The organism is Falsiroseomonas selenitidurans (genome assembly GCF_012103215.1).
In the GTDB taxonomy this organism is placed as follows: Bacteria; Pseudomonadota; Alphaproteobacteria; order Acetobacterales; family Acetobacteraceae; genus Falsiroseomonas; species Falsiroseomonas selenitidurans.
The window spans coordinates 91,258-114,882 of the sequence record NZ_JAAVNE010000003.1 but is presented as its reverse complement, the minus strand read 5'-3'; the positions used below and the strand labels follow the sequence as shown (position 1 = coordinate 114,882).

The following is a 23,625-nucleotide window of genomic DNA, read 5'->3' as shown; positions in this document are numbered from 1 at the left end:
CGGACGATGACCCAGCTGACCCGTCGTGGCGCCGGCCTTGCCGGCCTTGCCACCCTCGCCGCCGGGGCGCTGCCCGCCGCGGCGCAGAATGCGCCGGCCCCTGCACCGGCGCTGGGCAACCCCGGTTTCCACCGCTTCAAGGTGGGCGGCTTCACCGCCACCACCCTGTTCGACGGCACCGCCCGGCTGAACCTGCCCGGCTTCGTCGGCAACGCCCCGCTGGCGGAGGTTCAGGCCGTGCTGGCGGAAAGCTTCCTGCCGACCGACCACTACCTGACGCCCTATACCGTCACGGTGGTGGATACCGGCCGCATGCTGGTGATGTTCGATGCCGGCACCGGCGGCCAGCTTTCGCCCCAGGCGGGGCGCATGGCGGCGAACATGCAGGCGGCGGGCATCGACCCGGCGCGCATCGGCCTGGTGGTGTTCACGCATTTCCACGGCGACCACATCACCGGCCTCACGACGCGGGACAACCAGCCGGTGTTCCCGAATGCGGAGATCGTGGTGCCGGCCGCGGAATGGGCCTTCTGGACCGACCGCGGCAACGAAGGCCCGGCCCCGGCGCGGCAGAAGCCCAACTTCGGCAACACCGCGCGGCGCTTCGCCCCCTATGCCGGGCGCATCCGCCAGGTGGCGGAGGGCCAGGAAGCCGCGCCCGGCATCCGCGCCGTGGCCAGCCACGGCCATTCGCCGGGGCATACCAGCTGGCTGGTGGCCGATGGCGCCGACCAGCTGATGGTGCTGGGCGATGTGACGCATCGGCCGGAGCTGTTTGCCCGGCGGCCCGACCTGCAGGTGATGTTCGACTTCGACCCCACCGCCGCCGTTGCCACCCGCCGCCGCATGCTGGACCGCGTCGCGACCGACCGCATCCGCGTCACCGGCTATCACTTCCCCTTCCCCGCGCATGGCCACATCGCGAAGGAAGGCCAGGGCTTCCGCTTCGTCGCATCGGATTGGGCCGCAGCATGATGAACCTCTCCCGCCGCACCCTGCTGGGGGCCGGCCTGGCGCTGCCCGGGCTGGGCGCCGCCCGCGCGCAGCCCGCCTGGAAGCCGGAACGGCCGCTGCGCATCATCGTCCCCTTCGGCCCCGGCGGCGTGGCGGACCTGACGGCGCGCGCCGTCGCCGCCCGCATCGCCGAAGGGCTGGGTCAGCCGGCGGTGGTGGACAACCGCCCCGGCGCCGGCGGCATCGTCGCCGGGCAGCAATTGATGGCGGCGCCGGCCGATGGCCACACGCTGCTGGTCGCCTCCAATGGCACCGCCATCAGCAAGGCACTTTTCCGCCAGCTGCCCTTCGACCCGCTGACGGATTTCGCCCCCGTGGTGACCATGGGCGCCTTCCCCATTGCCGTGGTGGTGGCGCCGACTTCGCCGGACCGCGACATCGCCGGGCTGCTGGCGCGGCTGCGGGCCAACCCCGGAAGGCTGAACATCGGCAGCATCACCGCCGGCAGCACGCAGAACCTCTCGGCGGAGCTGTTCAAGATCCGCGCTGATGCGCGGTTCGAGACCATCGCCTTCCCCGCCACGCCGGCGCTGACCACCGCGCTGATCCGTGGTGACGTCGACGCGGCCTTCGAGATCACCGGACCGATCTGGGGGCAGATCCAGTCCGGCGCGCTGCGCGTGCTGGCCGTCACCTCCGCCACCCGGGCGCAGAACCTGCCGGACGTGCCGACGCTGGCGGAGGCCGGGGTGGCGGATTACAACGTCGCTTCCTGGAATGCGCTGGTGACGCGGGCGGGCAGCCCGCCCGCCGCCATCGCCGCGATCAACGAAGCGGTGAACCAGGCGCTGGCGACGCCGGACCTTCGCGCCGCCCTGACCCGGGTGGGGGTGGAGCCGCGCGGCGGCACGGCGGCGGCGATGGGCCAACTGCTGGCGGCGGAGACCGCCCGCTGGACGGAAGTGATCGACAAGGCCGGGATCCCCCGGCAATGAGCGGCCGCGTGATCCCCACCTGCAAGGGCCCGGACCCCGATACCCGCACGCCGCGCCTGGTGCTGCCGCCTGGCGCCTGCGACGCGCATTGCCACGTCTTCGGCCCCGGCGCCGTCTTCCCCTATGCCGAGGACCGCGCCTACACGCCGCCGGATGCGCCCTTCGAGGGGCTGGTGGCGCTGCACCGCACCCTCGGCGTGTCCCGCGCCGTGATCGTCCATGCCTCCTGCCACGGCAGCGACATGACGGTGACGCTGGACGGCATTGCCCGATCTGGCGGCACCATGCGCGGCGTTGCGGTGGTGGAGCCGGGGGTGACGGATGCGGAACTCGCCCGTCTGCATGCGGGCGGCATCCGCGGCGTGCGCTTCAACTTCGTGCGCCATCTGGGCGGCATGCCCGACATGGGCTTCTTCCAGCGGGTGCTTTCCCAGGCCGAGGCGCTGGGCTGGCATGTGGTGCTGCATCTCGATGCCCAGGACATCGTGCCCCTGGCCGACACCATCTCCTCGATCCGCATCCCCTTCGTCATCGACCATATGGGCCGGGTGAAGGCGAAGGACGGCGTGGCGCAGCCGGCCTTCCGGCAATTGCTGGAGTTGATGAAGAACCCGCTGGCCTGGGTGAAGATCTGCGGGTCGGAGCGTGTTTCCTCCGCCGGCGCGCCGTTCCGGGATGCGGTGCCCTTCGCCCAGGCGCTGCTGGCGGCGGCACCGGATCGCTGCCTGTGGGGCACCGACTGGCCGCACCCGAACATCGCCGGGGACATGCCGAATGATGGCGATCTGGTGGACCTGCTGGGCGAGATCACCAGCGACCCGGCGCTGATCCGCGAGGTGACGGTGGCGAACCCCGACCGGCTCTACTGGGCGGATTGATCAGGGAGGCTTGGCCGCGCCGAACCTTCCGCCGGCTGACGCGCCATCATGGCAGGCGGGTCGGGGAAGGCCCCGGCATGGTGACTGCAGGGCATGGTCGCTCCCCTGCTCGGCCTTCACCGAATTCATAACTTGACGGTCATATTGCTGTTTCGAAATATTGGCGGATGGAAATCAGGGAGAGTGACCATGCGCCTGCTCAACCTCGTTGCCCTGGCAGCCTTCGTTCTGCCGGGCTGTGCTTCGGTGCAGGAACGCCCTGTCGCCGCACCGCCAACCGCGCCGGACACGTTGGTTGCCGCGCAAATTCCTCAGATTCCCGAAGGCCTGCGCCCAGTCATACAGGCCGACTACGATGCCTCCCCCCGGACAGCCTATACGCTGGTCGTTGGCAGTGCCGGTCGAGGCTGGGCCAGTCACAGCGGCCGTGGATCGTGGAGCGCATCGGAGCGCACGCGGGTAGCGCTGCAGCGTTGTGAGCACTACGCGCAGGGGCCCTGCATTCTGGTGATGGCCAATGGCCGGCTGACCGGGCGCACCGCGCCTGAACCGCGGGCCCTGACCTATCCCACGCGCTTTGACGCTACCGCGGTGCCATTCCTGAATGATGCCCAGAAAGCCGAGTTGGGCGCGCGGTACCCGACGGCGCGGCAACATCGCGCCATAGCAATCTGGCGGCTGGGCGGGTTCGCCTGGGTTGTTGGTCGTCCCAGTGCGGCGGAGGCGCAGCGTGATGCGCTCCAGAATTGCCAGCGGTTCGGTGATGGCAACCGTCCCTGCTTCCTCTACAGCGTTGACGATCAGGTGGTCTTCACGCCGCAGACCGACATCTCCGACGCGATCCGCCCGCGCCCCTGACCGGCGCTGCCGGAAGCCGTTTCGTGGAATCGTGACCGAACGTGGCTGCCCCGCACAGGATCGTCAACGCCTGGCTTGTCTGGCTGGGGCAGGGAGATTTCAGGACCGAGCTTGATCCGCGCCGAAGGAAGCGCGGATCAGGCACCGTACGGCACATGCATCGGCTCGGCGCGTTGCAGCCGGGGCGGCCACGGGCGTTGCCTTCGCCCGCGCACCGCCGCGGGTCTTGTGGCGGTTTCGGCCCGCTCCTCCCGCGCGCGTTTGGCTGGCGAAGCGCCTGCTGTGGGGGCCAGGCCCGCATGCTGTTCCTTTTTACCTGCTCCCGCCGGGCCAACGGCAATCGACATGCGCCGGCGCATCTTTGGACGCTGGCCACCCGCGCTTCCCGCTTGCGTGTCCGGCCGCCCTGCGGGATGCGCTGCCTGCCGCCCGGAGACGCCCATGCCCGACCTGCCGCCGAAGCCCGACCTGCTGTTGAGAAACGCCGCCATGGTGATCACCATGAATGCCGCGCGGCGCGAATTGCCGGGCGGCTGGGTGCTGCTGCGCGGCGGCGCCATCGAGGCCGTGGGCAGCGCCGCGGAGCCCTGCCCGCCGGCCGCGGAGAGCATCGATCTGGCCGGCCACATCCTGCTGCCCGGCCTGGTGAACACCCACCACCACATGTTCCAGACCTTGACCCGCGTGGTGGCGCAGGATGCGACGCTATTCGACTGGCTGACCGCGCTCTACCCCATCTGGGCGCGGATGCGGCCGGAGGATCTGCGCCTGGCGGCCACCACGGCGATGGCGGAGTTGATGCTCTCCGGCTGCACCACCGCCGCCGACCACCTGTACCTGTTCCCCAATGGCCGCCGGCTGGAGGACACGATCGAGGCCGCGGGCGCGCTCGGCCTGCGCTTCCACGCGACGCGCGGCGCCATGAGCCTGGGCCGGTCCCGTGGCGGGCTGCCGCCGGATGTGCTGGTGGAGGATGAGGCCGCCATCCTGCGCGACATGGAACGGGTGCTGGACCGCCTCCACGACCCGGCGCCGCTGTCCATGCTGCGCATCGGCCTGGCGCCCTGTTCGCCCTTTTCCGTGACGCGGGAACTGATGCGGGATGCGGCGGCGCTGGGCCGGGCGCGCGGGGTGATGCTGCACACGCATCTGGCGGAGGATGCGTCGGACGTCGCCTTCAGCCGCGCCCGCTTCAACTGCACCCCGGCCGAATACGCCGAGGAGGTGGGCTGGCTGGGCCCGGATGTCTGGCACGCCCATTGTGTGAAGCTGGACGCCGACGGCATCGGCCGCTTCGCCCGCAGCGGCACCGGCGTGGCGCATTGCCCGTGTTCCAACATGCGCCTGGCGTCCGGCATCGCGCCGGTGACGGCGATGCGCCGCGCCGGGGTGACGGTGGGGCTGGGGCTGGACGGCACCGCCAGCAACGATGGCGGGCACCTGCTGGGCGAGGCGCGCCAGGCCATGCTGCTGGCCCGCATCGGCGCCGGCCCGGGCGCGCTTGGCGCGCGCGACGTGCTGGAGATGGCGACGCTGGGCGGGGCGCGGGTGCTGGGGCGGGCAGATATCGGCGCGCTGGTGCCGGGGCTGGCGGCGGACCTGGTGGCCTTCGACCTGCACGGGCTGGACCATGCGGGGGCGGAGGCGGACCCGGTGGCGGCGCTGGTGTTCTGCACCCCGGCGCGGGTGGCGCTGTCCATCATCGCCGGGCGGGTGGTGGTGCGCGACGGCGTGCTGACCGGGCTCGATGCCCGCGCCCATGCCGCGCGCCACCGGGCCGCCGCCCTCCGGATGGCGGAGGGATAGCCGCGGGTGCTAGGTCCGCCCCTCGGGCCTTTCCTGCGCCCTGCGGATGCCATGACAAGCGAGAACGGGTTCGAGATCTTCCTGGCCGCCACCCCCGGGCTGGAGGCGGTGCTGGCCGAGGAGGTGGGCGGCAAGGGCTTCAAGCGGGTGAAGCCGGTCGCGGGCGGCGTCACGCTGCAGGGCGGCTGGCCGGAGGTCTGGCGCGCCAATCTGTGGATTCGCGGCGCCGGGCGCGTGCTGGCGCGGATCGACGCCTTCCGGGTGGTGCACCTGGCGCAGTTGGACGACCGGGCGCGCAAGGTGGACTGGGCCGCCGTGCTGCGGCCGGACATGCCCTTCCGCGTGGAGGCCGATTGCGCCGGATCGCGCATCTGGCACAGCGGCGCGGCCGCCCAGCGCATCGCCACCGCAATAAGGGAGACGCTGGGCGCGCGGGAGGTCACGGAGGGCGGCATCCTGGTGCGCGCGCGCATCGAGAACGACCTCTGCACCCTCAGCGTCGATACTTCCGGCGAGCCGCTGCACAAGCGCGGCTACAAGGAAGCGGTGAACCCCGCCCCGATGCGGGAGACGATGGCATCCCTGTTCCTGCGCCAATGCGGGTATGACGGGACGGAGCCGCTGCTGGACCCGATGTGCGGCTCCGGCACCTTCGTCATCGAGGCGGCGGAGATCGCCGCCCGGCTGAACCCGGGCCGCGCCAGGCGCTTCGCCTTCGAGGATCTGGCGAGCTTCGATGCCGAAGCCTGGGCGCGGATGCGCGGCGTGGCCAGCCGGCGGGAACCGGCGGCCATCTGCCATGGCAGCGACCGCGATGCCGGCGCCGTGGCGATGAGCCTGGCCAATGCCGAACGCGCCGGCGTCGCGCACCACACGCGCTTCCGCCAGGCCACCATCAGCGACATCGCCCCGCCCGAAGGCGGGCCCGGGCTGGTCATCCTCAACCCGCCCTATGGCGCCAGGCTGGGGGAGGGCAAGGACCTGGCGCCGCTGTACCGCGCCCTGGGCCAGGTGCTGATGGCGCGCTTCGCCGGCTGGCGCGTCGGTCTGGTGGCGGCCGATCGCCGCCTGGCGCAGGCGACGCGGCTGCCCTTCCTGCCGCCCGCCGCCCCGGTGCCGCATGGCGGGCTGCGGGTGACCCTGTATCGCACCGCCACGCTGGCTTGACGCCGGGCGGCCCTCGGCGCCTTTCTGGGCAGGGTTTGGGTTTCATCAGATTGCAACAGACACCGGCGGCTGATTTGATTACCGGGGCGTCATCCAACCCCATCGGGAGAGCCAGAATGCTTCGACGCTTGATGACCGTGGCGGCCCTCGTCGCGCTGGCCATGACCGCAGGCCAGGGCACGCCCCGGGCCCAGGCACAGGACTGCCCCCGCGGGCAGCTTGATGCCCGCTACTGCGACCGCAATGGCGACCTGGTCGCCGACGCGCCGACCAATCCGCGCGAGCTGGTGGACCCCTCGGTCCTGATCTTCGCCTACACGCCGGTGGAAGACCCGGCCGTCTACCGCACCGTCTGGCAGCCCTTCATGGACCACCTGGCGCGCGAGACCGGCAAGCGGGTGCAGTTCTTCTCCGTGCAGTCCAACGCCGCGCAGATCGAGGCGATGCGCGCCGGGCGCCTGCATGTCGCGGGCTTCAACACCGGCTCCAACCCGCTGGCGGTGAATTGCGCCGGCTTCGTGCCCTTCGCCATGATGGCGAGCAACACCGGCGCCTTCGGCTACGAGATGGAGATCATCGTCCCGGCTTCCTCCACCGCGCAGCGGATCGAGGATCTGCGGGGCCGCACCATCGCCTTCACCTCGGAGACGTCGAATTCCGGCTTCAAGGCGCCCTCCGCCCTGCTGGCCAGCCAGTTCAACATGCGCGCCGGGCGTGACTTCACCGCCGCCTTCTCCGGCCGCCACGACAATTCCATCCTGGGCGTCGCCAACCGCGACTACGACGCGGCGGCCATCGCCAACTCCGTGCTGACGCGCATGGTGGCGCGCAACGTCGTGCGCCCCGACCAGCTCCGCACCATCTTCCGCAGCCAGTCCTTCCCGACCACCGGCTACGGTCATGCGCACAACCTGTCGCCGGCCCTGGCGGAGAAGGTCCGCGCCGCCTTCTTCAACTTCAACTGGACCGGCACCGCCCTGGCCACCGAATTCGGCAAGAGCCAGCCGCCGGCCGAGAAGTTCATCCCGATCACCTATCGCGAGCATTGGGGCGTGGTGCGGCAGATCGACGCGGCGCTGGAAGTCTCCTACGCCTGCCGCTGAGGATCATGACATCGTGCTGCTGACGATCGAAGGGCTGACCAAGCGCTACCCGACCGGCGACCTCGCACTCGACAAGGTCGATCTGCAGGTTCCGGCGGGCCAGGTGATGGCGCTGATCGGCCCTTCGGGCGCCGGCAAATCCACGCTGATCCGCTGCGTCAACCGGCTGGTGGAACCTTCCGCCGGCCGGGTGATGCTGGACGGGGTGGCGCTGACCACGCTGGGCTCCGGCGCGCTGCGCCGGGCAAGGCGGCGGATGGGCATGATCTTCCAGGAATACGCCCTGGTGGAACGCCTGACGGTGATGGAGAACGTGCTCTCCGGCCGGCTCGGCTATGTCGGCTTCTGGGCCTCCTGGTTCCGCCGCTTTCCCCGCCGCGACATCGAGGAAGCCTTCCGGCTGCTGGACCGCGTCGGGCTGGCGCATATGGCGGACAAGCGCGCCGATGCCTTGTCCGGCGGGCAGCGCCAGCGCGTCGGCATCGTGCGCGCCCTGATGCAGGACCCGAAGCTGCTGCTGGTGGACGAGCCCACCGCCAGCCTGGACCCCAAGACCAGCCGGCAGATCATGCGGCTGATCGTCGAGCTCTGCGCGGAGCGGGGCCTGGCCGCCATCATCAACATCCATGACGTGGCGCTGGCCCAGCAATTCGCCCGGCGGATCGTTGGCCTGCGCGCCGGCCGCATCGTCTTCGACGGCCCGGCGGAGGATCTGCGCGCCGAGGGCCTGACCGCCATCTATGGCGAGGAGGACTGGTCGCAGACCATCCGCCGCGCCGAGGAGGAGGAGGAGGCGGCGACCGAGTCGGCGGCATGAGCGCCACCGGCCTTCCTGCCGCCACGGGCGGGGCCTTCGACCCCGCCGCCGCGGCCCGCGGCTGGCGCCCGCCGCCGCTGATCGCGACGCCCTGGCTGCGCTATGCCGTCTATCTCGGCGCCCTGGCCTATGCGCTGCTCGCCTTCTCCTCCATCGAGGTGAACTGGACCCGCGCGGCGGAAGGCGTGGAGCGCGCCGGGCGCTTCCTCGGCGGCTTCTTCCCGCCCGACTTCATCACCAAGGGCGACGACATCCTGGCCGGGCTGCTGGAAAGCCTGACCATGACGGTGGTCTCCACCGGCATCGGCATCATCCTGTCCATCCCGGTGGCGCTGGGCGCCAGCCGCAACCTGGCGCCGCTGCCGGTGTACCTGGCCTGCCGCGGCCTCATCGCCATCAGCCGCACCTTCCAGGAAATCATCATCGCCATCGTCTTCGTCGCCATGGTCGGCTTCGGCCCGCTGGCCGGCACGCTGACCCTGGCGTTTGCCACCATCGGCTTCATGGCCAAGCTGATCGCGGAGGATATCGAGGACATCCAGGCCAGCCAGGCGGAAGCCGTGCGCGCCACCGGCGCCTCCTGGTTCCAGTTGCTGGCCTGGGGCGTGCTGCCGCAGGTGCGGCCGCGGCTGATCGGGCTGTCGGCCTACCGCCTGGACATCAATTTCCGCGAAAGCGCCGTGCTCGGCCTGGTCGGTGCCGGCGGCATCGGGGACACGCTGAACACCAGCTTCGACCGCTATGAGTTCGACACCGCCGCGGCGGTGCTGATCGTCATCATCGTCATCGTGCTGGCCTGCGAATATGCCAGCGGCTTCATCCGCCGGAAGGTGCAGTAGATGGCCATCCTGACCCGCGCGGACGGCACGCCGGATTGGCGCCGCCGCACGCCCCGGGCCGACCTGCTGGTCTGGGCCGGGTGGTTCGGCGCCGTGGCGCTGACCGTGGCCTGCTTCCAGTTCATCTCCGACCGCACCATCTGGGCCTTCGTCTGGGACGCGCCGGCGCAGGGCGCGGATCTGGTCGGGCGCATGTTCCCGCCGCGCTGGTCCTATGCCAGCCAGCTGTGGAAGCCGCTGCTGGACACCATCAACATGGCGACCATCGGCACCGCGCTGGCCATCGTCATCGGCGTGCCGCTGGCCTTCCTGGCCGCACACAACACCACGCCGAGCCGCCTGCTGGTGCGGCCCGCGGTGCTGTTCATCATCGTCGCCAGCCGGTCCATCAACTCCCTGATCTGGGCGCTGATCCTGGTGATCATCCTCGGGCCCGGCATCCTGGCCGGCATCATGGCGATCGCGCTGCGCAGCGTCGGCTTCATCGCCAAGCTGCTGTACGAGGCGATCGAGGAGATCGACGCGACGCAGGTGGAAGCCGTGACCGCCACCGGCGCCTCCCGCCCCCAGGTGCTGGGCTGGGCCATCGTGCCGCAGGTGATGCCCGCCTTCGCCGGCATCAGCGTCTTCCGCTGGGACATCAACATCCGCGAAGCGACGGTGCTGGGGCTGGTGGGCGCGGGGGGCATCGGCATGCAGATGCAGGCCAGCATCAACGTCCTCGCCTGGCCGCAGGTCACCACCATCTTCATCCTGATCCTGGCCACCGTGCTGGTCAGCGAGTGGCTTTCCGCGCGGGTGCGCCACGCGGTGATCTGAGGCCCGCGGCCGGGGCAGGCCCCCCGCGCCGCCTCAGAATGCCAACAGGTTGTCGCGGAACTGCGCATGCGCATAGGCACGGCGCGCCAGGCCGCGGGCCTGCAGCGCCGGCACCAGCCCATCGGCGATCTCGGCGACGCTGCGCCGGCTGACATCGCCGAGCGAGAGCAGGAAGCCGTCGCCGCCGGCTTCCTGCATCGCTTCCGCCATCTGCGCGGCCACCGCATCCGGCGTGCCGGTCAGCTCCACGGAACCGGGATTGCCGCGATAGGCCATCATGGCGTCGCGCAGGCTGCGCTTGCCGGCGACGCGCTTGAAGTCGTCCAGCGATTGCTGGTGGCCGTTGGTGCGCAGGTCCAGCTGGTCCACCGGCGTGTCCAGGTCGTAGCGGCCGAAATCGATATTCGTGATCTTGCCGAAATGCGCCAGGAACTGCGGCACCTGCGCTTCCGCACGCGCCCGGCGCTGGCGCAGCCGAAGCTGCGCCTCCTCCATCGTTTCCCCCAGGGTGGGGGCCACCAGGAACAGGATCTTCACGCTGTCCGGATCGCGCCCTTGCGCCACGGCATGGGTGCGGACGTCGTCACGGTAGGCGCGCATCGCGGCGACGCCCTTCACGCTGGCCACCACGGTATCGGCATGCAGCGCCGCGAAGCGCTTGCCGCGCGCGCTGCCGCCGGCCTGGGCGATGACTGGGCGCCCCTGCACGCAGGGGCCGGAGTTCAGCGGGCCGCGCGTCTTGAACCACTTGCCCTCGTAATTCGCCGCATGGACCTTGGTGTGGTCCACCAGCACGCCGCTGGCCGTATCGGCCAGGATGGCGCCCGGCTCCCAGCTGTCCCACAGCGCATTGACGGCGGCCATGTAGTCATCGGCCATGTCGTAGCGCAGGTCGTGTTCCGGCATGCCGGCCATGCCGTAGTTCATCGCCGCGTAGTCGCTGCTGCCGGTCACCATGTTCCAGCCGATGCGCCCCGAGGAGACCTGGTCCAGCGTCGCCACCAGCCGGGCCAGCAGGTAGGGCGGATAGGCGAAGGTGGACAGCGTGGGGACGATGCCGATGCGCTGCGTGGCGGCGGCCATCAGGGTTGCGATCACGCTCGGGTCCTGGCGCGGCACGGCGAGGCCGTTGGCCAGGTAGATCTCCCGCGACCCGCCATAGCTTTCCCCGACATAGGAGCTGTCCTCGATCAGCACATAGTCGAAGCAGGCGCGTTCCAGCGCGCGGGCGATGTCGACGAACAGGTCGGGCACCCGCCAGTCGCGGCCGATGGCGCCGGTCCAGGGCTCGCCCCAGGCCTGGACCGAGGAGCCCTGGAGGAACCAGCCGAGGTGAAAGGGCTTTGGCATGGGCGGGATCTCTCGCGGGACGTGAAGGGGGGGTCAGGAAGCGGCCAGGTTCTCGCGCAGGGTGCGGCCTGCATAGGCGGTGCGGAACAGGCCGCGGCGTTGCAGTTCCGGCACCACCAGGCGGCCGAATTCCTCGAACATGCGCGGGAAGACGGTGGGGAACACCACGAAGCCGTCGCAGGCGCCGCCGGTGAACCAGGCCTCCATCTCGTCCGCGATCTGCTGCGCGGTGCCGACCAGCAGGTTGCGCGGCCGCGCGGCGGCCTCGGCGAAGCTGATGTTGTCCTGCCGCATCACGGCCAGCACGCGGTCCTGCGACCCGGCGATGCCCTGGTTGCCCTGTGCCGCCGTCACCGCCTCCGCCGTGCGGTGCCGCGCCAGGTCGGCGCCGAGGAGGGCGGAGTGCAGCATGGTCTGCGCCTCCGGCTCGATCAGCGATTGCAGGTAGGCCGCCTTCTCCTGCGCGATGGACGGTGTCTCACCGACCACCACGGCGATGCCGGGCAGCACCCGGCAGGCCTCCGGGCTGCGCTCCTGCGCCTGCATGCGCGCATGGATATCGCGGCGGAAGGCGATGCCGTCCGCCAGGCCGTGCGGCGTGCAGAACACCGCTTCCGCCCAGCGCGCGGCAAAGTCCCGGCCGCGGTCGGAGGCCCCGGCCTGCAGGAACACCGGGCGGCCCTGCGGCGTGCGCGGGATGCTGAGCGGGCCGCGCGTGCTGACCCAGCGGCCCTCGAAATTGGCGTGGCGCACCTTCGCCGGGTCGATGAAGACCCCGGCCTCCCGGTCCATCACGAAGGGGTCGGGGTCCCAGCATTCCCACAGCGCGGTGCAGGCCTGCAGCACCTCATCCGCCCGGTCGTAGCGTTCCGCCTTCGGCGGGATGCCCGCCACGCCGAAGTTGCGGGCTTCCAGGTCGGTGGCGGAGGTGACGATGTTCCACGCCGCCCGGCCGCCCGTCAGCAGGTCCAGCGAGGCCAGGCTGCGCGCCAGGTGGTAGGGGTGCAGGAAGGTGGTGGACAGCGTGGCGCCGAGGCCGAGATGCCGCGTCACCCGGCCCATCACCGGCAGCACCGTCATCGGGTCCAGGTAGCTGATCTGCCCGCCGCGGCGCAGGTTGGCGTCGAGGCTGCCGCCATGGATGTCCGACAGGCCGAGCAGGTCGGCAAAGAAGCAGGCATCGAAGCAGGCGTCTTCCAGCACCCGGGCAATATGCTCGTAGCGCTCCGGCGCGAAGATGTCGTGCAGCGCGGCCTCCGGGTGCCGCCAGCCGCCGGGGTGGTTCGCGGTCGGGCCCGTCTTGAGATAGGCGATGAGGTGCATCCGCCGCGCCGTCACGGGGCGACGGCGCCACCGGCAGGGGAAGGAATGGCGAGACGGATCATGCAACCTCCACGCAGGGCGGGCGGATTGCCGTGGCTTTGTTCTGGCGCTTGCACCCAGCATGGCCGGGCCATGCGCCCGGCGCAAGGCGCGGCGCCGAGGGCCGGTTTTCCCGGAGCCTTGTGCCATGGTAGATTCCGCCCGCGGCGGTTCTGCCATGGCCATGACCTGCGGCATGGAGGAGGGGTTGCGGGATGCCAGGCCTCACCACCAGGGACGCCATCGCGCAGTTCCTGTTCGTCCGCGACGAGCCGGGCAGCGTGGACCTGGCGATGGTGCTCGGCGCGCCGACACCGAGCGCGATGGAGCCTGCCATCGCGCTGTACCGCCAGGGCCTCACCCGCCGGATCCTCATCACCGGCCACGGGCCGGCGACGGCGGCAAGGCCCGAATGGGCCGTGTTCCGCGACCTCGCGCTGGCTGCCGGCGTCCCGGAATCCGCGCTGCTGATCGAGCCGGAGGCGCGCAACACGCGGGAGAACTTCCTGCTGTCGGAGGCGCTGATCGCGCGGGAGATCGGCTGGGAGCAGGTCACCGCCATCGCCATTGCCAGCAAGCCCTTCCATGCCCGCCGGGCGCTGATGACGGCGCGCAGGATCTTCCCGCCGCATCTGCGCCTGGCGATGACGCCGCCCCGGCATCCGGCGGATCTGCAGGCGGAGACCTGGTGGCACACGCAAGCCGGCCGCGCGCGCATCTATGGCGAGATCAGGCGCATCGCCGACTACGCCCTGCAGGACCACCTGAGTGACGACTGAACGGCGCCCCTTGCACCATCATCTGGTCGGCATCGGCGGTGTCGGTATGGCGCCGCTGGCGCAGCTGCTGGTCGAGGCCGGCCACCGGGTCAGCGGCAGCGACCTGCAGGACGGCCCGGCGCTGCACGGGCTGCGGGCGCTGGGCGTGCGGGTCACGCTGGGGCATGAAGCGGGCGCCCTGGCCGGCGCCGATGTCGTCGTCGCCAGCCCGGCGATCCCCTGGCGCAATCCCGAACTCGCCGCCGCCCGTGGCGCAGGCGTGCCGGTGCGCAGCCGGGCGGAGGCGCTGGCCGGGCTGCTGCAGGGCCGCATGGTCATCGCCGTGCTGGGCAGCCATGGCAAGACCACCACCACCGCCATGCTCGCGGCCATCCTGGACCGTGCCGGCCTGGCGCCGGGCTTCATGGTCGGCGGCATTGCCCCCTCCCTGTCCGGCGCCACCGCGCGGCTCGGGCAGGGCGCGCCCTTCGTGCTGGAGGCCTGCGAAGCCTTCCGCGCGCTGCAGCACTGGCAGCCGAGCCATTGCCTGGTGACCAACATCGACGATGAGCACAGCGACCATTACGGCGGCCATGACCGGTTGCGCGCCGCCTTCGCCGCGTTGCTCGAACGGGTGCCGGCTGCGGGTGTCATCGCGCTGTGCCAGGACGACCATGGCGTGGTGACGCTGGGCGCGCGCCCGGCGGCGCGGCTGGTGCGCTACGGGCTCAGCGCCGGCACGGCGCTGCAGGCAGACCAGGTGAGAGCCCTGCCGGGCGGCAGCGGCTTCCGCCTGGTGCGGGATGGCGTGCCGCTGGGCAAGGTGCAGCTCGGCGTGCCCGGTCAGCACAACATCCGCAACGCGCTGGGCGCGCTGGCGGTGGCGCTGGAGCTCGGCGTGTCCTTCGCGGCGGCGGCCGCTGCCCTGCAGGGCTTTACCGGCGTCCGCCAGCGCTGGGAACGGGTCGGCGAAGCCGGCGGCATCCGCGTCTTCCACGATTGCGCGCATCACCCGACGGAAATCGAGGCGACGCTCGCCGTCGCGCGCAGCAGGCTGGCGCAGCGCGGCACGGGCCGCCTGGTGGTGGCGCTGCGGCCGCAGCTGCACAGCCGCGTCGCGCGGCTGGCCGATGCCTTCGCCGCGGCGCTGGCCGCCGCCGCGCTGGTGCTGCTGCTGCCGGTCGATGGCGCCGGCGAAGTTACCGCCGGGCAGGATGGCGACGCCAGGCTGGAAGCCGCGCTGCGTGCCGCCGCCATGCCGTTCCGGCGCCTGCCCGGCGTCGCGGCGCTGCCGGCGGCGGCGCGGGCGTGCCTGCAGGCCGGCGATGTGCTGGTCACCCTTGGCCCGGGCGATCTGGCCGAGGCGGCCCGCCGCGTGCTGGACGCGCTGGAGCCGGCGCCGCCGCTGCCCGTGGCGGCGGCCGGCACCACCGCCCCGCCGGCGCTGCTGCACCGGTTCTTCGAACGGCGCGCGGCGATCGCGCCCGCCGCCCCCTGCATCGAGGATGACGACCTCGTCTGGACCTATGGCGAGATCGAGCGCCTCGCCAACCAGGCTGCACGCCAATTCATCCGGCTGGGCGCCGGGCCGGAGGCGCTGGTCGTGCTGCATCTCGACCGCTCCATGCGGATGCTGGTGCTGCTGCTCGGCGTGCTGAAGTCCGGCGCCGCCTGGTTGCCGATCGACCCTCGGCTGGCGCGCGAGACGCTGCATGGGCAGATCGCGGCCAATCCCGCGATATGCTGCGTCGTCTCCGATTCCGACTGGCCGGCCACCGGCGGGCCGGTCCTGCGGCTTGATGCGCTGTGGCCGGCGATCCTGGCCGAGGACCCGACGCCGCCCGGATGCGATGCCGGGCCGGACAACCTCGCCTATGCCATCTTCACGTCCGGCTCCACCGGCACGCCCAAGCTGGTGGGCGTCGAGCATCGCAACATCGTCAACCTGGTTGACTATGCGACGACGGCGCTGCTCGACGCGGCGGATCTGCGGGTGGTGCCCTTCATCAACTCGATCGGCTTCGATTCCGCCGTGCACCAGGTCTTCTCCACGCTGACCCATGGCGGCCTGCTGCTGGTGGAGCGCGACCTGGCCGGCCTGCTGCAATCCCCCCGACGCGACCGGATCACCAGCCTGGGCACCACCCCGTCCGTGCTGCACCGGATGCTGGACGACGCCACCCTGCCCGCCTCGCTGCGCGTCATCGGGCTGGGCGGCGAGGTGATTCCGGAATCCCTGGTCGCGGCGATCGGCCGGCAGGGCACGCTGCGGAAGGCGCTGAACTACTACGGGCCGACCGAGACGACGGTCTATTCCACCGTCGCCTGGCTGCTCGATCCGCGCGGGCCGGAGCCGGTGGCGGCATCCGGCGCCGCGGCCGGCCGGGTGCTGGGAAGGCCGATCGCCAACACCCGGGTGCATGTCGTCGACGCAGCCGGGCTGCCGGTGCCCGTCGGCGCCTGCGGCGAGATCTGCATCGCCGGCGCCGGCGTGGCGCGCGGCTATCTGGGCGCGCCGGCGCTGACCGCGGAACGCTTCGGCCGCGACCCTTTCGATCCCGATCCGCGGGCACGCTGGTATCGCACCGGCGATGTCGGGCGGCGGCTGGCCGATGGCAGGATCGAATTCGTCGGCCGCCTCGACAACCAGTTCAAGCTGCGCGGCATGCGCGTGGAGGCCGAGGAGATCGAGGCGCAGATCGCCGCCTGCCCCGGCATCCGCCAGGCGGCCGTGGCGCTGCTGCAGCCAGAGGGCGGTGAGGCCGTGCTGGCCGCCTTCGTGGTCGCCGCGGCCGGCCTGGACCTGGCGCGGCTGCGCGCCTTCCTGCGCCCGCTGCTGCCGGACCTGATGATCCCCAGCCGGCTGGTGCTGCTGCCGGAGATGCCGATCACCACCAGCGGCAAGATCGACCGCGCCGCGCTCGCCGCCATGCAGGCCCCGCCGCCGCCCGCCGACCAGGAGGCCGCGCCGCCGCGCAACGCCACGGAGGCCCGGCTGCTCGGCATCTGGCAGGCGGTGCTGGGGCGGCAGGCGATCGGCGTCGATGATGCCTTCACGGCGCTCGGCGGGGATTCGCTGGCCTCCGTGCGGGTCATCGGGATGACGGAGGCCGCCTTCGGCATCCGCCTGGAGGCGGACGCCTTCACCGCCGCCAGCAGCATCGCCAGCCTGGCGCGGCGGGTGGCGGCGGCGGCGCCCGCGGCCGCTTGCGCCCCGGCCGCGGATGGCGGGCTGGGCGTCACCATCCTGCGGCGGCAGTGGATGCGCGTCGCCTCCTGGTCCGGCCAGCGCCGCGAGCCGGGATCGCTGATCGTCACCCGCAACCCGGATGGCGAGCGGCCGGGGCTGTTCTGGTGCCTGCAGGGCGAGGAGGAGCTGCACGCGCTGGCCGCCGGGCTGGGGGAGGACCAGCCGGTGCATGGCATGCGCTCCGGCCATCTGGTCATGCGCTACACGCCGGACTCGCTCGGCCTCCTGGCCGAGCGCTACGCGGCGGAGGTCATGGCGCTGCAGCCGGAGGGGCGGATCCGCATCGGCGGCAACTGCCAGGGCGGCACGGTGGCCCGGCTGGTGGCGCGCCGGCTGCAGGAGCAGGGCCGGCCGATCGAGCTGCTGGTCCTGATGGAGCTGAACACCATCCGCGATGTCGCGGCGCGGGTGGCGCTGATCTTCGGCCGCGACAGCCTGTTCAACCCCTATCGCGAAGGCACCGATCCGGACGCCGCCTTCCGCCGCGCCTATCCGGCCGGCTATACGGTCGACCTGATCGAGGGGACGCATGGCCGGTTCTTCAAGCCGCCCAACCTCGACGGCCTCGTGCAGGTGCTGCGGCGGCGGCTGGCGCCTGATCCAGGCTGATGCCTGACGCACCAGGCTCCAGCCTGCGGTCCGAAGGGCCGAGCGCGCGGCTGCGCGCCGCGGCCGATGCCGCCAGGCAAGGGCCGCGGCGGCGGCCCGCCCGGCCACAGGCGCTATCCGACGGCCCGCGCCAGGCAGCGCCAGCGGCTGCACTCCAGGCCATGGTCGTCGCTTCCCTGTTCCCGGTCCCGCAGCAGAAGCTCGAACCCGGCCGCAGCCAGCAGCGCCAGGGTGCGGGCGATCGGCACGAAGAATTCGAAGCGGCCATGCGGCGCCGTGATCAGCGTGGCCTCCTCCCCATCGGCGCCCAGCACCACCCGCTCCGCCAGGCCCGCCAACAGCGCGGCGCGCCGTTCCGGGTCCGGCAGCAGGGCGGCGAGGTCGCGCGCTTCCGGGCGCCAGGGCACGCCGTGGCGGGCCGCGAAGGTGGCGGCCGGGATCGCCGGAAGCGGGTGCAGCCCGGTGCTGTCGGTGATGCTCAGCAGCAGCAGGCCGCCCGGGCCGAGCATCTGCCGCGCGGCGGCCAGCAGCGCCGGGGCCTCGGCGGGCGGGGCGCAGTTCAGCAGGAAATCCTGCACCACCAGGTCGAAGCTGCCCGGCGCGAAATGGGCGCCGAGGGCGCGGGCATCGGTACGGACGAACCGCATCGGCGGAATCGGCCAGCCGAGGCGCTCATAGATGGTCGGCAGGTCCAGCAGGTCCACCGCGGTGACCGTCACCTGCCGTCCCTGCGGCCGGTCCAGGAAGCGCTGCAAGGCGGCGGCATTGGTCGGCGCCGTGCAGCCCTGGAGCAGGCACCGGCAGCCGGGGCCAAGCCCTTCCAGCATCGCCGGCATGCCGGGCAGGCGGCGGAAATGGGCCAGGCTGTCCGCCAGGGTCGGCACCCGCGGCCGCCCGGCCAGGGCCGGGGTCGCGCGCGGCGCGTAACGCCCGACGAAATGCTCGGCGTCGTGGGGGAGGTCAGTCATGGCGGGTCGGGCGGGGGTCCGTGCCGCATCCTTCGGCGCGCCGTCTCTATGGGGCTGGCGCGGTGGCGCTGTCGAGAGGCCCCGGCGCGGGCGAATGCGCCGGGGTCGATGCGCTACTGCACCGCCTGCCGGGTGAGGCGCTCCAGCAGCGCCTCGGTCCCGCGCTGCCCCTCCGGCGGGATGGCGACGCCATGGCGGGCGAAGACGCGGCTGGCAATGTCGGCGCCGCTGCTGCGGGTGATGTGGACGCCACCCTGATCATCCTCCCACACCAGCACGCGCATCGGCAGGTCGAGCGCCAGCGTCGGGTTGGCGGCCATGCCGGGCGTGCCGGCGGCGGGGTTGCCGAACAGCACCACGGTGCGGCCGCGCAGCGGCAGCCCGGCCTCCCGCGCCGCTTCGGCGTGGTCCACCTCGCCGAACACCTTCCAGCCGGCGGCGCGGACGGCGGCGGCGAATCGGTCCAGCGTCGGGCGCAGGGCGTGGGCGCTGGGCAGCGTCACCAGCCCGTCCTGCCCAGGACCTGCGGCCTGGAGCGGGGCGGGCTGGGTGAGGGCCGCGGCCAGCGCGGTGAGGAGGAGGATGCGGCGCATCGGCAGTTTGCTCCTTGGAAGCGGGTGGGGACGGGGTTGATGTCAAAGCCCATGGGCTGGAACCTTCGCCCGCCGAGGGCGGGCGAGCCGGAGGGCCGCCACGCCAGGTGGCGCGCAGCCAAGCCGGCGGATGCCGGCGCCGGCGATCGCGGCGCTCATCCGTCATGCTGACCGGGACCGGGCCGCACCGCCTGCAACGCGGAACCGGCCCGCGTGGCGGCGGGCCGCCCCACCTTTCGGCGGCGGGCCGCCCCACCTTTCGGCGGCGCGGTTGCGCGGCAGGGCGCCGGATCGCCTGCCGGATGCGATGGCCAGCGCCGGGCGGGCGCCAACCGGCGCGCTCAGAAGCGCACGATCAGGCCGGCCCAGGCCTCCGGCAGGGCCGCCGTCGCCACGGCCTCAATGCGCTTGTCCAGCCCGGTGAGCACCAGCAGGCCGAACAGCGCCAGCGCGCCGCCCATCAGCGGGCGCGCCGCGCCGCCGGCGGCACCCAGGCGACGCCGCAGGGCCGGTACCGCGCTGCGCGCCGCATAGCCCAGCACCAGCAGCGGGATGGCCGCGCCGATGGCGAAGACCAGCATGATGGCCGCCGCCTGCGGCGCCGTGCCGGCCTGCGCCGACAGGCCGATGGCGGCGCCCAGCGCCGGCCCGGTGCAGGGCGCCCAGGCCAGGCCGAGCACCGCGCCGAGCGCGAACTGCCCGCCCGCCCCCTGCGCCGACATCCGCGCCGCGAAGGCCGTCACCGGCTGCAGGGCATGTTCCGCCGCGGCGGACATCCGTGCCGCCAAGCTCGAGACCAGCAGCGTCGCCCCGGCCAGCAGCATCAGCAGCGCGGCGCCGATCCGCAGCACCTCGGCATCCAGGCCGAGCGCGAAGCCGGCAAGCCCCAGCACCATGCCCGCCGCCGCGAAGCTCAGCGCCAGGCCGGCCGTCAGGGCCAGCGGCCCCCAGCGATGCTCGCTGCCGGCCGCGGCCAGGACGATGGGCAGGATGGGCAGCACGCAGGGCGAGAGGCTGGCGAGGATCCCCGCCAGCCCCGCCAGCAGCAGCGAGACCATGCGCCGGCTACAGCGCGCGCAGCAGCAGGTCCCGGATGGCGTCGGGCGCGGTGATGCCGACGGCCCGGCCGCGCTCCTCCCGCCCACGGAAAGCGATGAGCGTGGATTGGGTGCGGACGCGCAGCTGCCGCAGCGCGTCCTTCTGGCTGTCGAAATCGATGGTGAACAGCACCGCCTCGCGCATCCGCGGATCGGCCGCGACGGCCGCCACATGCGGCTTCTGCGCCTGGCAGGTCGGGCACCAATCGGCGAAGACCTCGATGAGGATGGGCAGGCCCGCGGCCTGCGCCGCCTCGAAGCCCGCGGCGGTGAAGGGCTGGCGCACCGCGGCGGCGGCGGGCGCCACCTTCAGCAGCAGGGTGCCGGTGGCGATGGCGAGCAGGGTGCGGCGGTGCATGGGCGGAATCCCCGGGTGTGAGTGCGGCTGCACCCTCTTCGCCCGGGTCGCGCCGGTGGTTACGCGGGATGATGCATTCTGCCGCGCCTTCGAGAAGGGCTGCGGCGGCCCTCACGTCGGGCGCCACGCCGCATCGCGGGACAGGGGGAACTGGTTGGGGCGCCAGGATTCGAACCTGGGAATGGCGGTACCAAAAACCGCTGCCTTACCGCTTGGCTACGCCCCATCCGGCGCGTCGGCTCCGGCGCAGCGCGTAGCGCAGCCGGCGCCTGGCTGCAACCGCCCCCCGCGGCTCCGCCGCACACGCCCCCGCGGCTCCGCCGCACACGCCCCCCGCGGCTCCGCCGCAGAAGCCCGCACCCGCCACCATCGCATTCACCCGCGGTTCATCGGTCCCGGCCAGAATGGTGCTGCGGGGCCTGTCGGCGCGGGTCCCTGCAGCAGGCCCCGCAACAGGCGGAGGGCAGGCACCGGATGCAGCCTCGGCCCGCCGAGGGCGGCGTGGCGGGCCAGGCGCGCCGGGCTTCCCGGATTCCAGGCCATGTGCTGGCTTTGCCGGCCCCGCCCAGGGGTCAATGACGACGGCCAGGCTGCCGGCGGCACGCCCGGTGCCGGCCAGCCGCAGGGGGCCGCGCCGCGCTTCGCCTTCACCGGCACCGGCCATCAGGGGGTGGACGGCCTGCTCAGCGGCTATGCCTGGGACATGTCCGGCGCCGTCACCTTCGCCTTCACCGACAGCGGTCGCGACTATGAATCCTGGTATGGCACCAGCGAGCCGACACGCGGCTACGCGCCCGTCAGCGCCGCCATGCGCAGCGCGGTGCGCGACATCCTGCTGGGCGATGTCGCCAGCCTGACGAATTTGGTGCTGGCCGAGGCCGCCGAGGACTGGTCGGCGGATATCCGCATCGCCCGCTCCTCGGTCCCCGCCACCGCCTGGGCCTATTACCCCAATGGGCGGGAGGGCGGCGATGTCTGGTTCGGCAGCCGCAGCGCCTTCGACACGCCCGGCCTCGGCAGCTACGGGCACCTGGTGGCGGTGCATGAGCTGGGCCACGCGCTGGGCCTGAAGCACCCGCATGAATCCAGCAACGGCTTCGCGCCGATGCCGCGGGAATGGGACACGCTGGAATACACCGTGATGTCCTATCGCTCCCATCCGGGGCTCTCCTCCACCGGCGGCTACACCAATGGCGCCTGGGACTATCCGCAGGGCTGGATGATGCTGGACATCGCCGCCCTGCAGCACCTGTACGGTGCCGACTACACCACGCGGCCCGGCAACACGGTCTATGCCTGGGATCCGGCGACGGGGGAGATGCGGATCGATGGCGCCGGCCAGGGCGCGCCGGGCGCGAACCGGGTGTTCCTGACCATCTGGGATGGCGGCGGCGTCGATACCTATGACCTCTCGGCCTATGCCGGCGGGGTGGCGGTGGATCTGGCGCCCGGCGGCTGGTCCGTCACCGCCGCCGGGCAGCTCGCCTTGCTGGACAACCGCAGCGGGCTGGAGGTGCGGGCGCGCGGCAATGTGTTCAACGCCCTGCTGGACCAGGAAAACCCCGCCGCCCTGATCGAAGGCGCCATCGGCGGCGTCGGCGCCGACACGCTGCGCGGCAACGACGGCGCGAACCACCTGCAGGGCGGCGCCGGGCGCGATTTGCTGGAGGGCCGCGCGGGCGACGATGTGCTGGAGGGCGGCAGCGGCGCGGACACGCTGGCCGGCGGCACCGGCCATGACCGCTACCGCACCGACGACCCCGGCGATGTGGTGCTGGAACTGTTCGCGGCGGGCGTGGACACGGTGGTGGGCGCCGCCACCACCACCATCCTGGCGGAGGCCGCGGAGGCGCTGGTGCTGGCCCCCGGCGCCGCCACCGGCATCGGCAATGCCCTGGCCAATTGGCTGACCGGCAACGCCGCCGCCAACCGGCTGGAAGGCCTGGCGGGCAACGACGTGCTGGAAGGCCGTGCCGGCCAGGACACGCTGCTGGGCGGCGCCGGCGCGGACCTGTTCGTGCTGCGCCGGGGCGAGGGGATGGACCGCATCCTGGATTTCGCCCCCGGCCAGGACCGCCTGCTGCTGACCGGCTTCGGCCGGGATGCCGCCGCGCTGCTGGCGGCGGCGGAGCAGGAGGCCGGCGGCCTGGCCTTCGACCTGGGCGGCGGCGATGGCGTGGTGCTGGCCGGGCTGACCCGGGCGCAGCTCACCGCCGCCGACCTCGTCGCCTGATCAGCGCCACAGCTCCGGCCGGGCGAATTCCGTGGCGAGGCGCCCGGCCGCGGCCTCCAGCAGCCGTTCGCCCTTCTCGGCGCTGGCCTTGCGCGGGTCGCCGATCACCCCGGTGTCCGTCATCTCGGCGAAGGGGCGGCTGCGCTTGAAGCCGGGCGGGGCGGGCGGGGCGAAGCGCTTCGGCACCGCGGTCTCGATCCGCTCCGCCCGCACGCAATCCGGGGCGAGCGCCATCATCATGGAGGTCTCGGCCTCGCAGGCATGCATGACGTTGGGCTGGCTTTCCAGGATCGGCCCGAAGGTGTCGGCATTGGCCAGCCAGTAGGTCAGCCCCACCACCGGCACGGCCAGCGCCCGGGTCAGCTCGATGGCGGCGCTGGCGATGGCTTCGGTGTTGCCGCCATGGCCGTTCACCAGGGCGATGCGGCGGAAGCCGTGCCGGGCGACGCTGCGGGCGATGCCGCCGACCAGGGCCGAGAAGGTGGCCAGGTCCAGCGTCATGGTGCCGCCGAAGGCCATGTGGTGTTCCGCCAGGCCGGACCAGAGGGTCGGCGTCACCAGGGCGGGCGTGCCGGCCGCCTGCAGCCGCCGCGCCGTGCGTTCCGCCACCGCGGTGGCCAGCACCGTGTCCACGCCGACGGCCAGATGCGGGCCGTGCTGCTCGATGGAGGCGACGGGGATCAGCACCACCGTCTCCGGCTGCGCCCGTGCCTGGATCTCGGCGGCGGTCAGCCGCGCCCACATCACCTCGGTCTCCGTGCCCATCACTGCAAATTCCCGTCTGGTTGCCGGATCAGGCTAGACCAGCGGC

20 protein-coding genes and 1 tRNA gene are annotated in these 23,625 nt (G+C 72.5%); 13 read left to right on the top strand and 8 right to left on the bottom strand.

Annotation, left to right across the window (positions count from 1 at the left end; all coding sequences use genetic code 11):
• Positions 1-6: 6 nt before the first annotated feature.
• The 10 genes from HEQ75_RS03245 (at position 7) to phnE (HEQ75_RS03200) (ending at position 10,236) form a co-directional block, all read left to right on the top strand.
• Positions 7-975 (top strand): MBL fold metallo-hydrolase, encoded by a 969-nt coding sequence (locus HEQ75_RS03245; protein ID WP_168027490.1) that lies wholly within the window; start codon positions 7-9, stop codon positions 973-975.
• Positions 972-1,949: a Bug family tripartite tricarboxylate transporter substrate binding protein gene (locus tag HEQ75_RS03240; protein WP_168027489.1), complete on the top strand. Its 978-nt coding sequence runs from the start codon at positions 972-974 to the stop codon at positions 1,947-1,949. The genes HEQ75_RS03245 and HEQ75_RS03240 overlap by 4 nt, the downstream gene beginning before the upstream one ends.
• Positions 1,946-2,827: an amidohydrolase family protein gene (locus tag HEQ75_RS03235; RefSeq protein ID WP_168027488.1), complete on the top strand. Its 882-nt coding sequence runs from the start codon at positions 1,946-1,948 to the stop codon at positions 2,825-2,827. Before HEQ75_RS03240 ends, HEQ75_RS03235 begins: the two co-directional genes overlap by 4 nt.
• 189 nt (positions 2,828-3,016) lie before the next feature.
• Positions 3,017-3,685 (top strand): DUF4189 domain-containing protein, encoded by a 669-nt coding sequence (locus HEQ75_RS03230; protein ID WP_168027487.1) that lies wholly within the window; start codon positions 3,017-3,019, stop codon positions 3,683-3,685.
• A 441-nt stretch (positions 3,686-4,126) separates the two neighbouring features.
• Complete coding sequence (locus HEQ75_RS03225; protein WP_168027486.1) at positions 4,127-5,491, top strand: 8-oxoguanine deaminase; 1,365 nt, start codon at positions 4,127-4,129, stop codon at positions 5,489-5,491.
• A gap of 51 nt (positions 5,492-5,542) precedes the next feature.
• Positions 5,543-6,658 (top strand): THUMP domain-containing class I SAM-dependent RNA methyltransferase, encoded by a 1,116-nt coding sequence (locus tag HEQ75_RS03220; protein WP_168027485.1) that lies wholly within the window; start codon positions 5,543-5,545, stop codon positions 6,656-6,658.
• A gap of 116 nt (positions 6,659-6,774) precedes the next feature.
• Positions 6,775-7,761, top strand: a complete 987-nt coding sequence (gene phnD / locus HEQ75_RS03215) for a phosphate/phosphite/phosphonate ABC transporter substrate-binding protein (protein WP_168027484.1) — start codon at positions 6,775-6,777, stop codon at positions 7,759-7,761.
• A 13-nt stretch (positions 7,762-7,774) separates the two neighbouring features.
• Positions 7,775-8,578 carry a phosphonate ABC transporter ATP-binding protein gene (gene phnC / locus HEQ75_RS03210; protein WP_407925869.1) on the top strand — a complete coding sequence of 268 codons (804 nt, stop codon included), beginning with the start codon at positions 7,775-7,777 and terminating at the stop codon, positions 8,576-8,578.
• Complete coding sequence (phnE, locus tag HEQ75_RS03205; RefSeq protein WP_168027483.1) at positions 8,575-9,417, top strand: phosphonate ABC transporter, permease protein PhnE; 843 nt, start codon at positions 8,575-8,577, stop codon at positions 9,415-9,417. Before phnC ends, phnE (HEQ75_RS03205) begins: the two co-directional genes overlap by 4 nt.
• Positions 9,418-10,236, top strand: coding sequence for a phosphonate ABC transporter, permease protein PhnE (phnE, locus tag HEQ75_RS03200; protein WP_168027482.1), 819 nt, complete (start codon positions 9,418-9,420; stop codon positions 10,234-10,236).
• A 33-nt stretch (positions 10,237-10,269) separates the two neighbouring features.
• On the opposite strand, the gene HEQ75_RS03195 is transcribed toward phnE (HEQ75_RS03200), so the two are convergent.
• Together HEQ75_RS03195 and HEQ75_RS03190 are read right to left on the bottom strand one after the other, a co-directional pair.
• Positions 10,270-11,586: an NtaA/DmoA family FMN-dependent monooxygenase gene (locus HEQ75_RS03195; protein WP_168027481.1), complete on the bottom strand. Its 1,317-nt coding sequence runs from the start codon at positions 11,584-11,586 to the stop codon at positions 10,270-10,272.
• A gap of 33 nt (positions 11,587-11,619) precedes the next feature.
• Positions 11,620-12,909, bottom strand: coding sequence for an LLM class flavin-dependent oxidoreductase (locus HEQ75_RS03190; RefSeq protein ID WP_209318320.1), 1,290 nt, complete (start codon positions 12,907-12,909; stop codon positions 11,620-11,622).
• Positions 12,910-13,163: 254 nt separating this feature from the next.
• Between HEQ75_RS03190 and HEQ75_RS03185 the strand changes: the two genes are divergently transcribed.
• Both HEQ75_RS03185 and murC read left to right on the top strand, forming a co-directional pair.
• Positions 13,164-13,727 (top strand): YdcF family protein, encoded by a 564-nt coding sequence (locus tag HEQ75_RS03185; protein ID WP_168027479.1) that lies wholly within the window; start codon positions 13,164-13,166, stop codon positions 13,725-13,727.
• Between the two features lie 10 nt (positions 13,728-13,737).
• A complete protein-coding gene (murC, locus tag HEQ75_RS03180; protein ID WP_168027478.1) occupies positions 13,738-17,565 on the top strand; it encodes a UDP-N-acetylmuramate--L-alanine ligase in 3,828 nt (1,275 codons plus the stop codon).
• 113 nt (positions 17,566-17,678) lie between these two features.
• On the opposite strand, the gene HEQ75_RS03175 is transcribed toward murC, so the two are convergent.
• The 5 genes from HEQ75_RS03175 to HEQ75_RS03155 all read right to left on the bottom strand — a co-directional run bounded on the left by HEQ75_RS03175 (position 17,679) and on the right by HEQ75_RS03155 (position 20,807).
• On the bottom strand, positions 17,679-18,533 hold the full coding sequence (locus tag HEQ75_RS03175) for a methyltransferase domain-containing protein (RefSeq protein ID WP_168027477.1): 855 nt from the start codon (positions 18,531-18,533) through the stop codon (positions 17,679-17,681).
• 113 nt (positions 18,534-18,646) lie between these two features.
• A complete protein-coding gene (locus tag HEQ75_RS03170) occupies positions 18,647-19,126 on the bottom strand; it encodes a DUF302 domain-containing protein (protein ID WP_168027476.1) in 480 nt (159 codons plus the stop codon).
• Between the two features lie 341 nt (positions 19,127-19,467).
• Positions 19,468-20,184: a cytochrome c biogenesis CcdA family protein gene (locus tag HEQ75_RS03165; RefSeq protein WP_168027475.1), complete on the bottom strand. Its 717-nt coding sequence runs from the start codon at positions 20,182-20,184 to the stop codon at positions 19,468-19,470.
• Between the two features lie 7 nt (positions 20,185-20,191).
• Positions 20,192-20,581: a thioredoxin family protein gene (locus HEQ75_RS03160; protein WP_168027474.1), complete on the bottom strand. Its 390-nt coding sequence runs from the start codon at positions 20,579-20,581 to the stop codon at positions 20,192-20,194.
• Between the two features lie 151 nt (positions 20,582-20,732).
• Positions 20,733-20,807: transfer RNA gene (locus HEQ75_RS03155), tRNA-Gln, on the bottom strand.
• A 315-nt stretch (positions 20,808-21,122) separates the two neighbouring features.
• On the opposite strand from HEQ75_RS03155, the gene HEQ75_RS03150 reads away from it, so the two are divergent.
• Positions 21,123-22,814: a M10 family metallopeptidase gene (locus HEQ75_RS03150; protein WP_168027473.1), complete on the top strand. Its 1,692-nt coding sequence runs from the start codon at positions 21,123-21,125 to the stop codon at positions 22,812-22,814.
• Here the strand turns inward: HEQ75_RS03150 and HEQ75_RS03145 are convergent, their stop codons facing one another.
• Complete coding sequence (locus HEQ75_RS03145; protein ID WP_168027472.1) at positions 22,815-23,579, bottom strand: creatininase family protein; 765 nt, start codon at positions 23,577-23,579, stop codon at positions 22,815-22,817. It lies immediately after the preceding gene.
• Between the last annotated feature and the right edge of the window lie 46 nt (positions 23,580-23,625).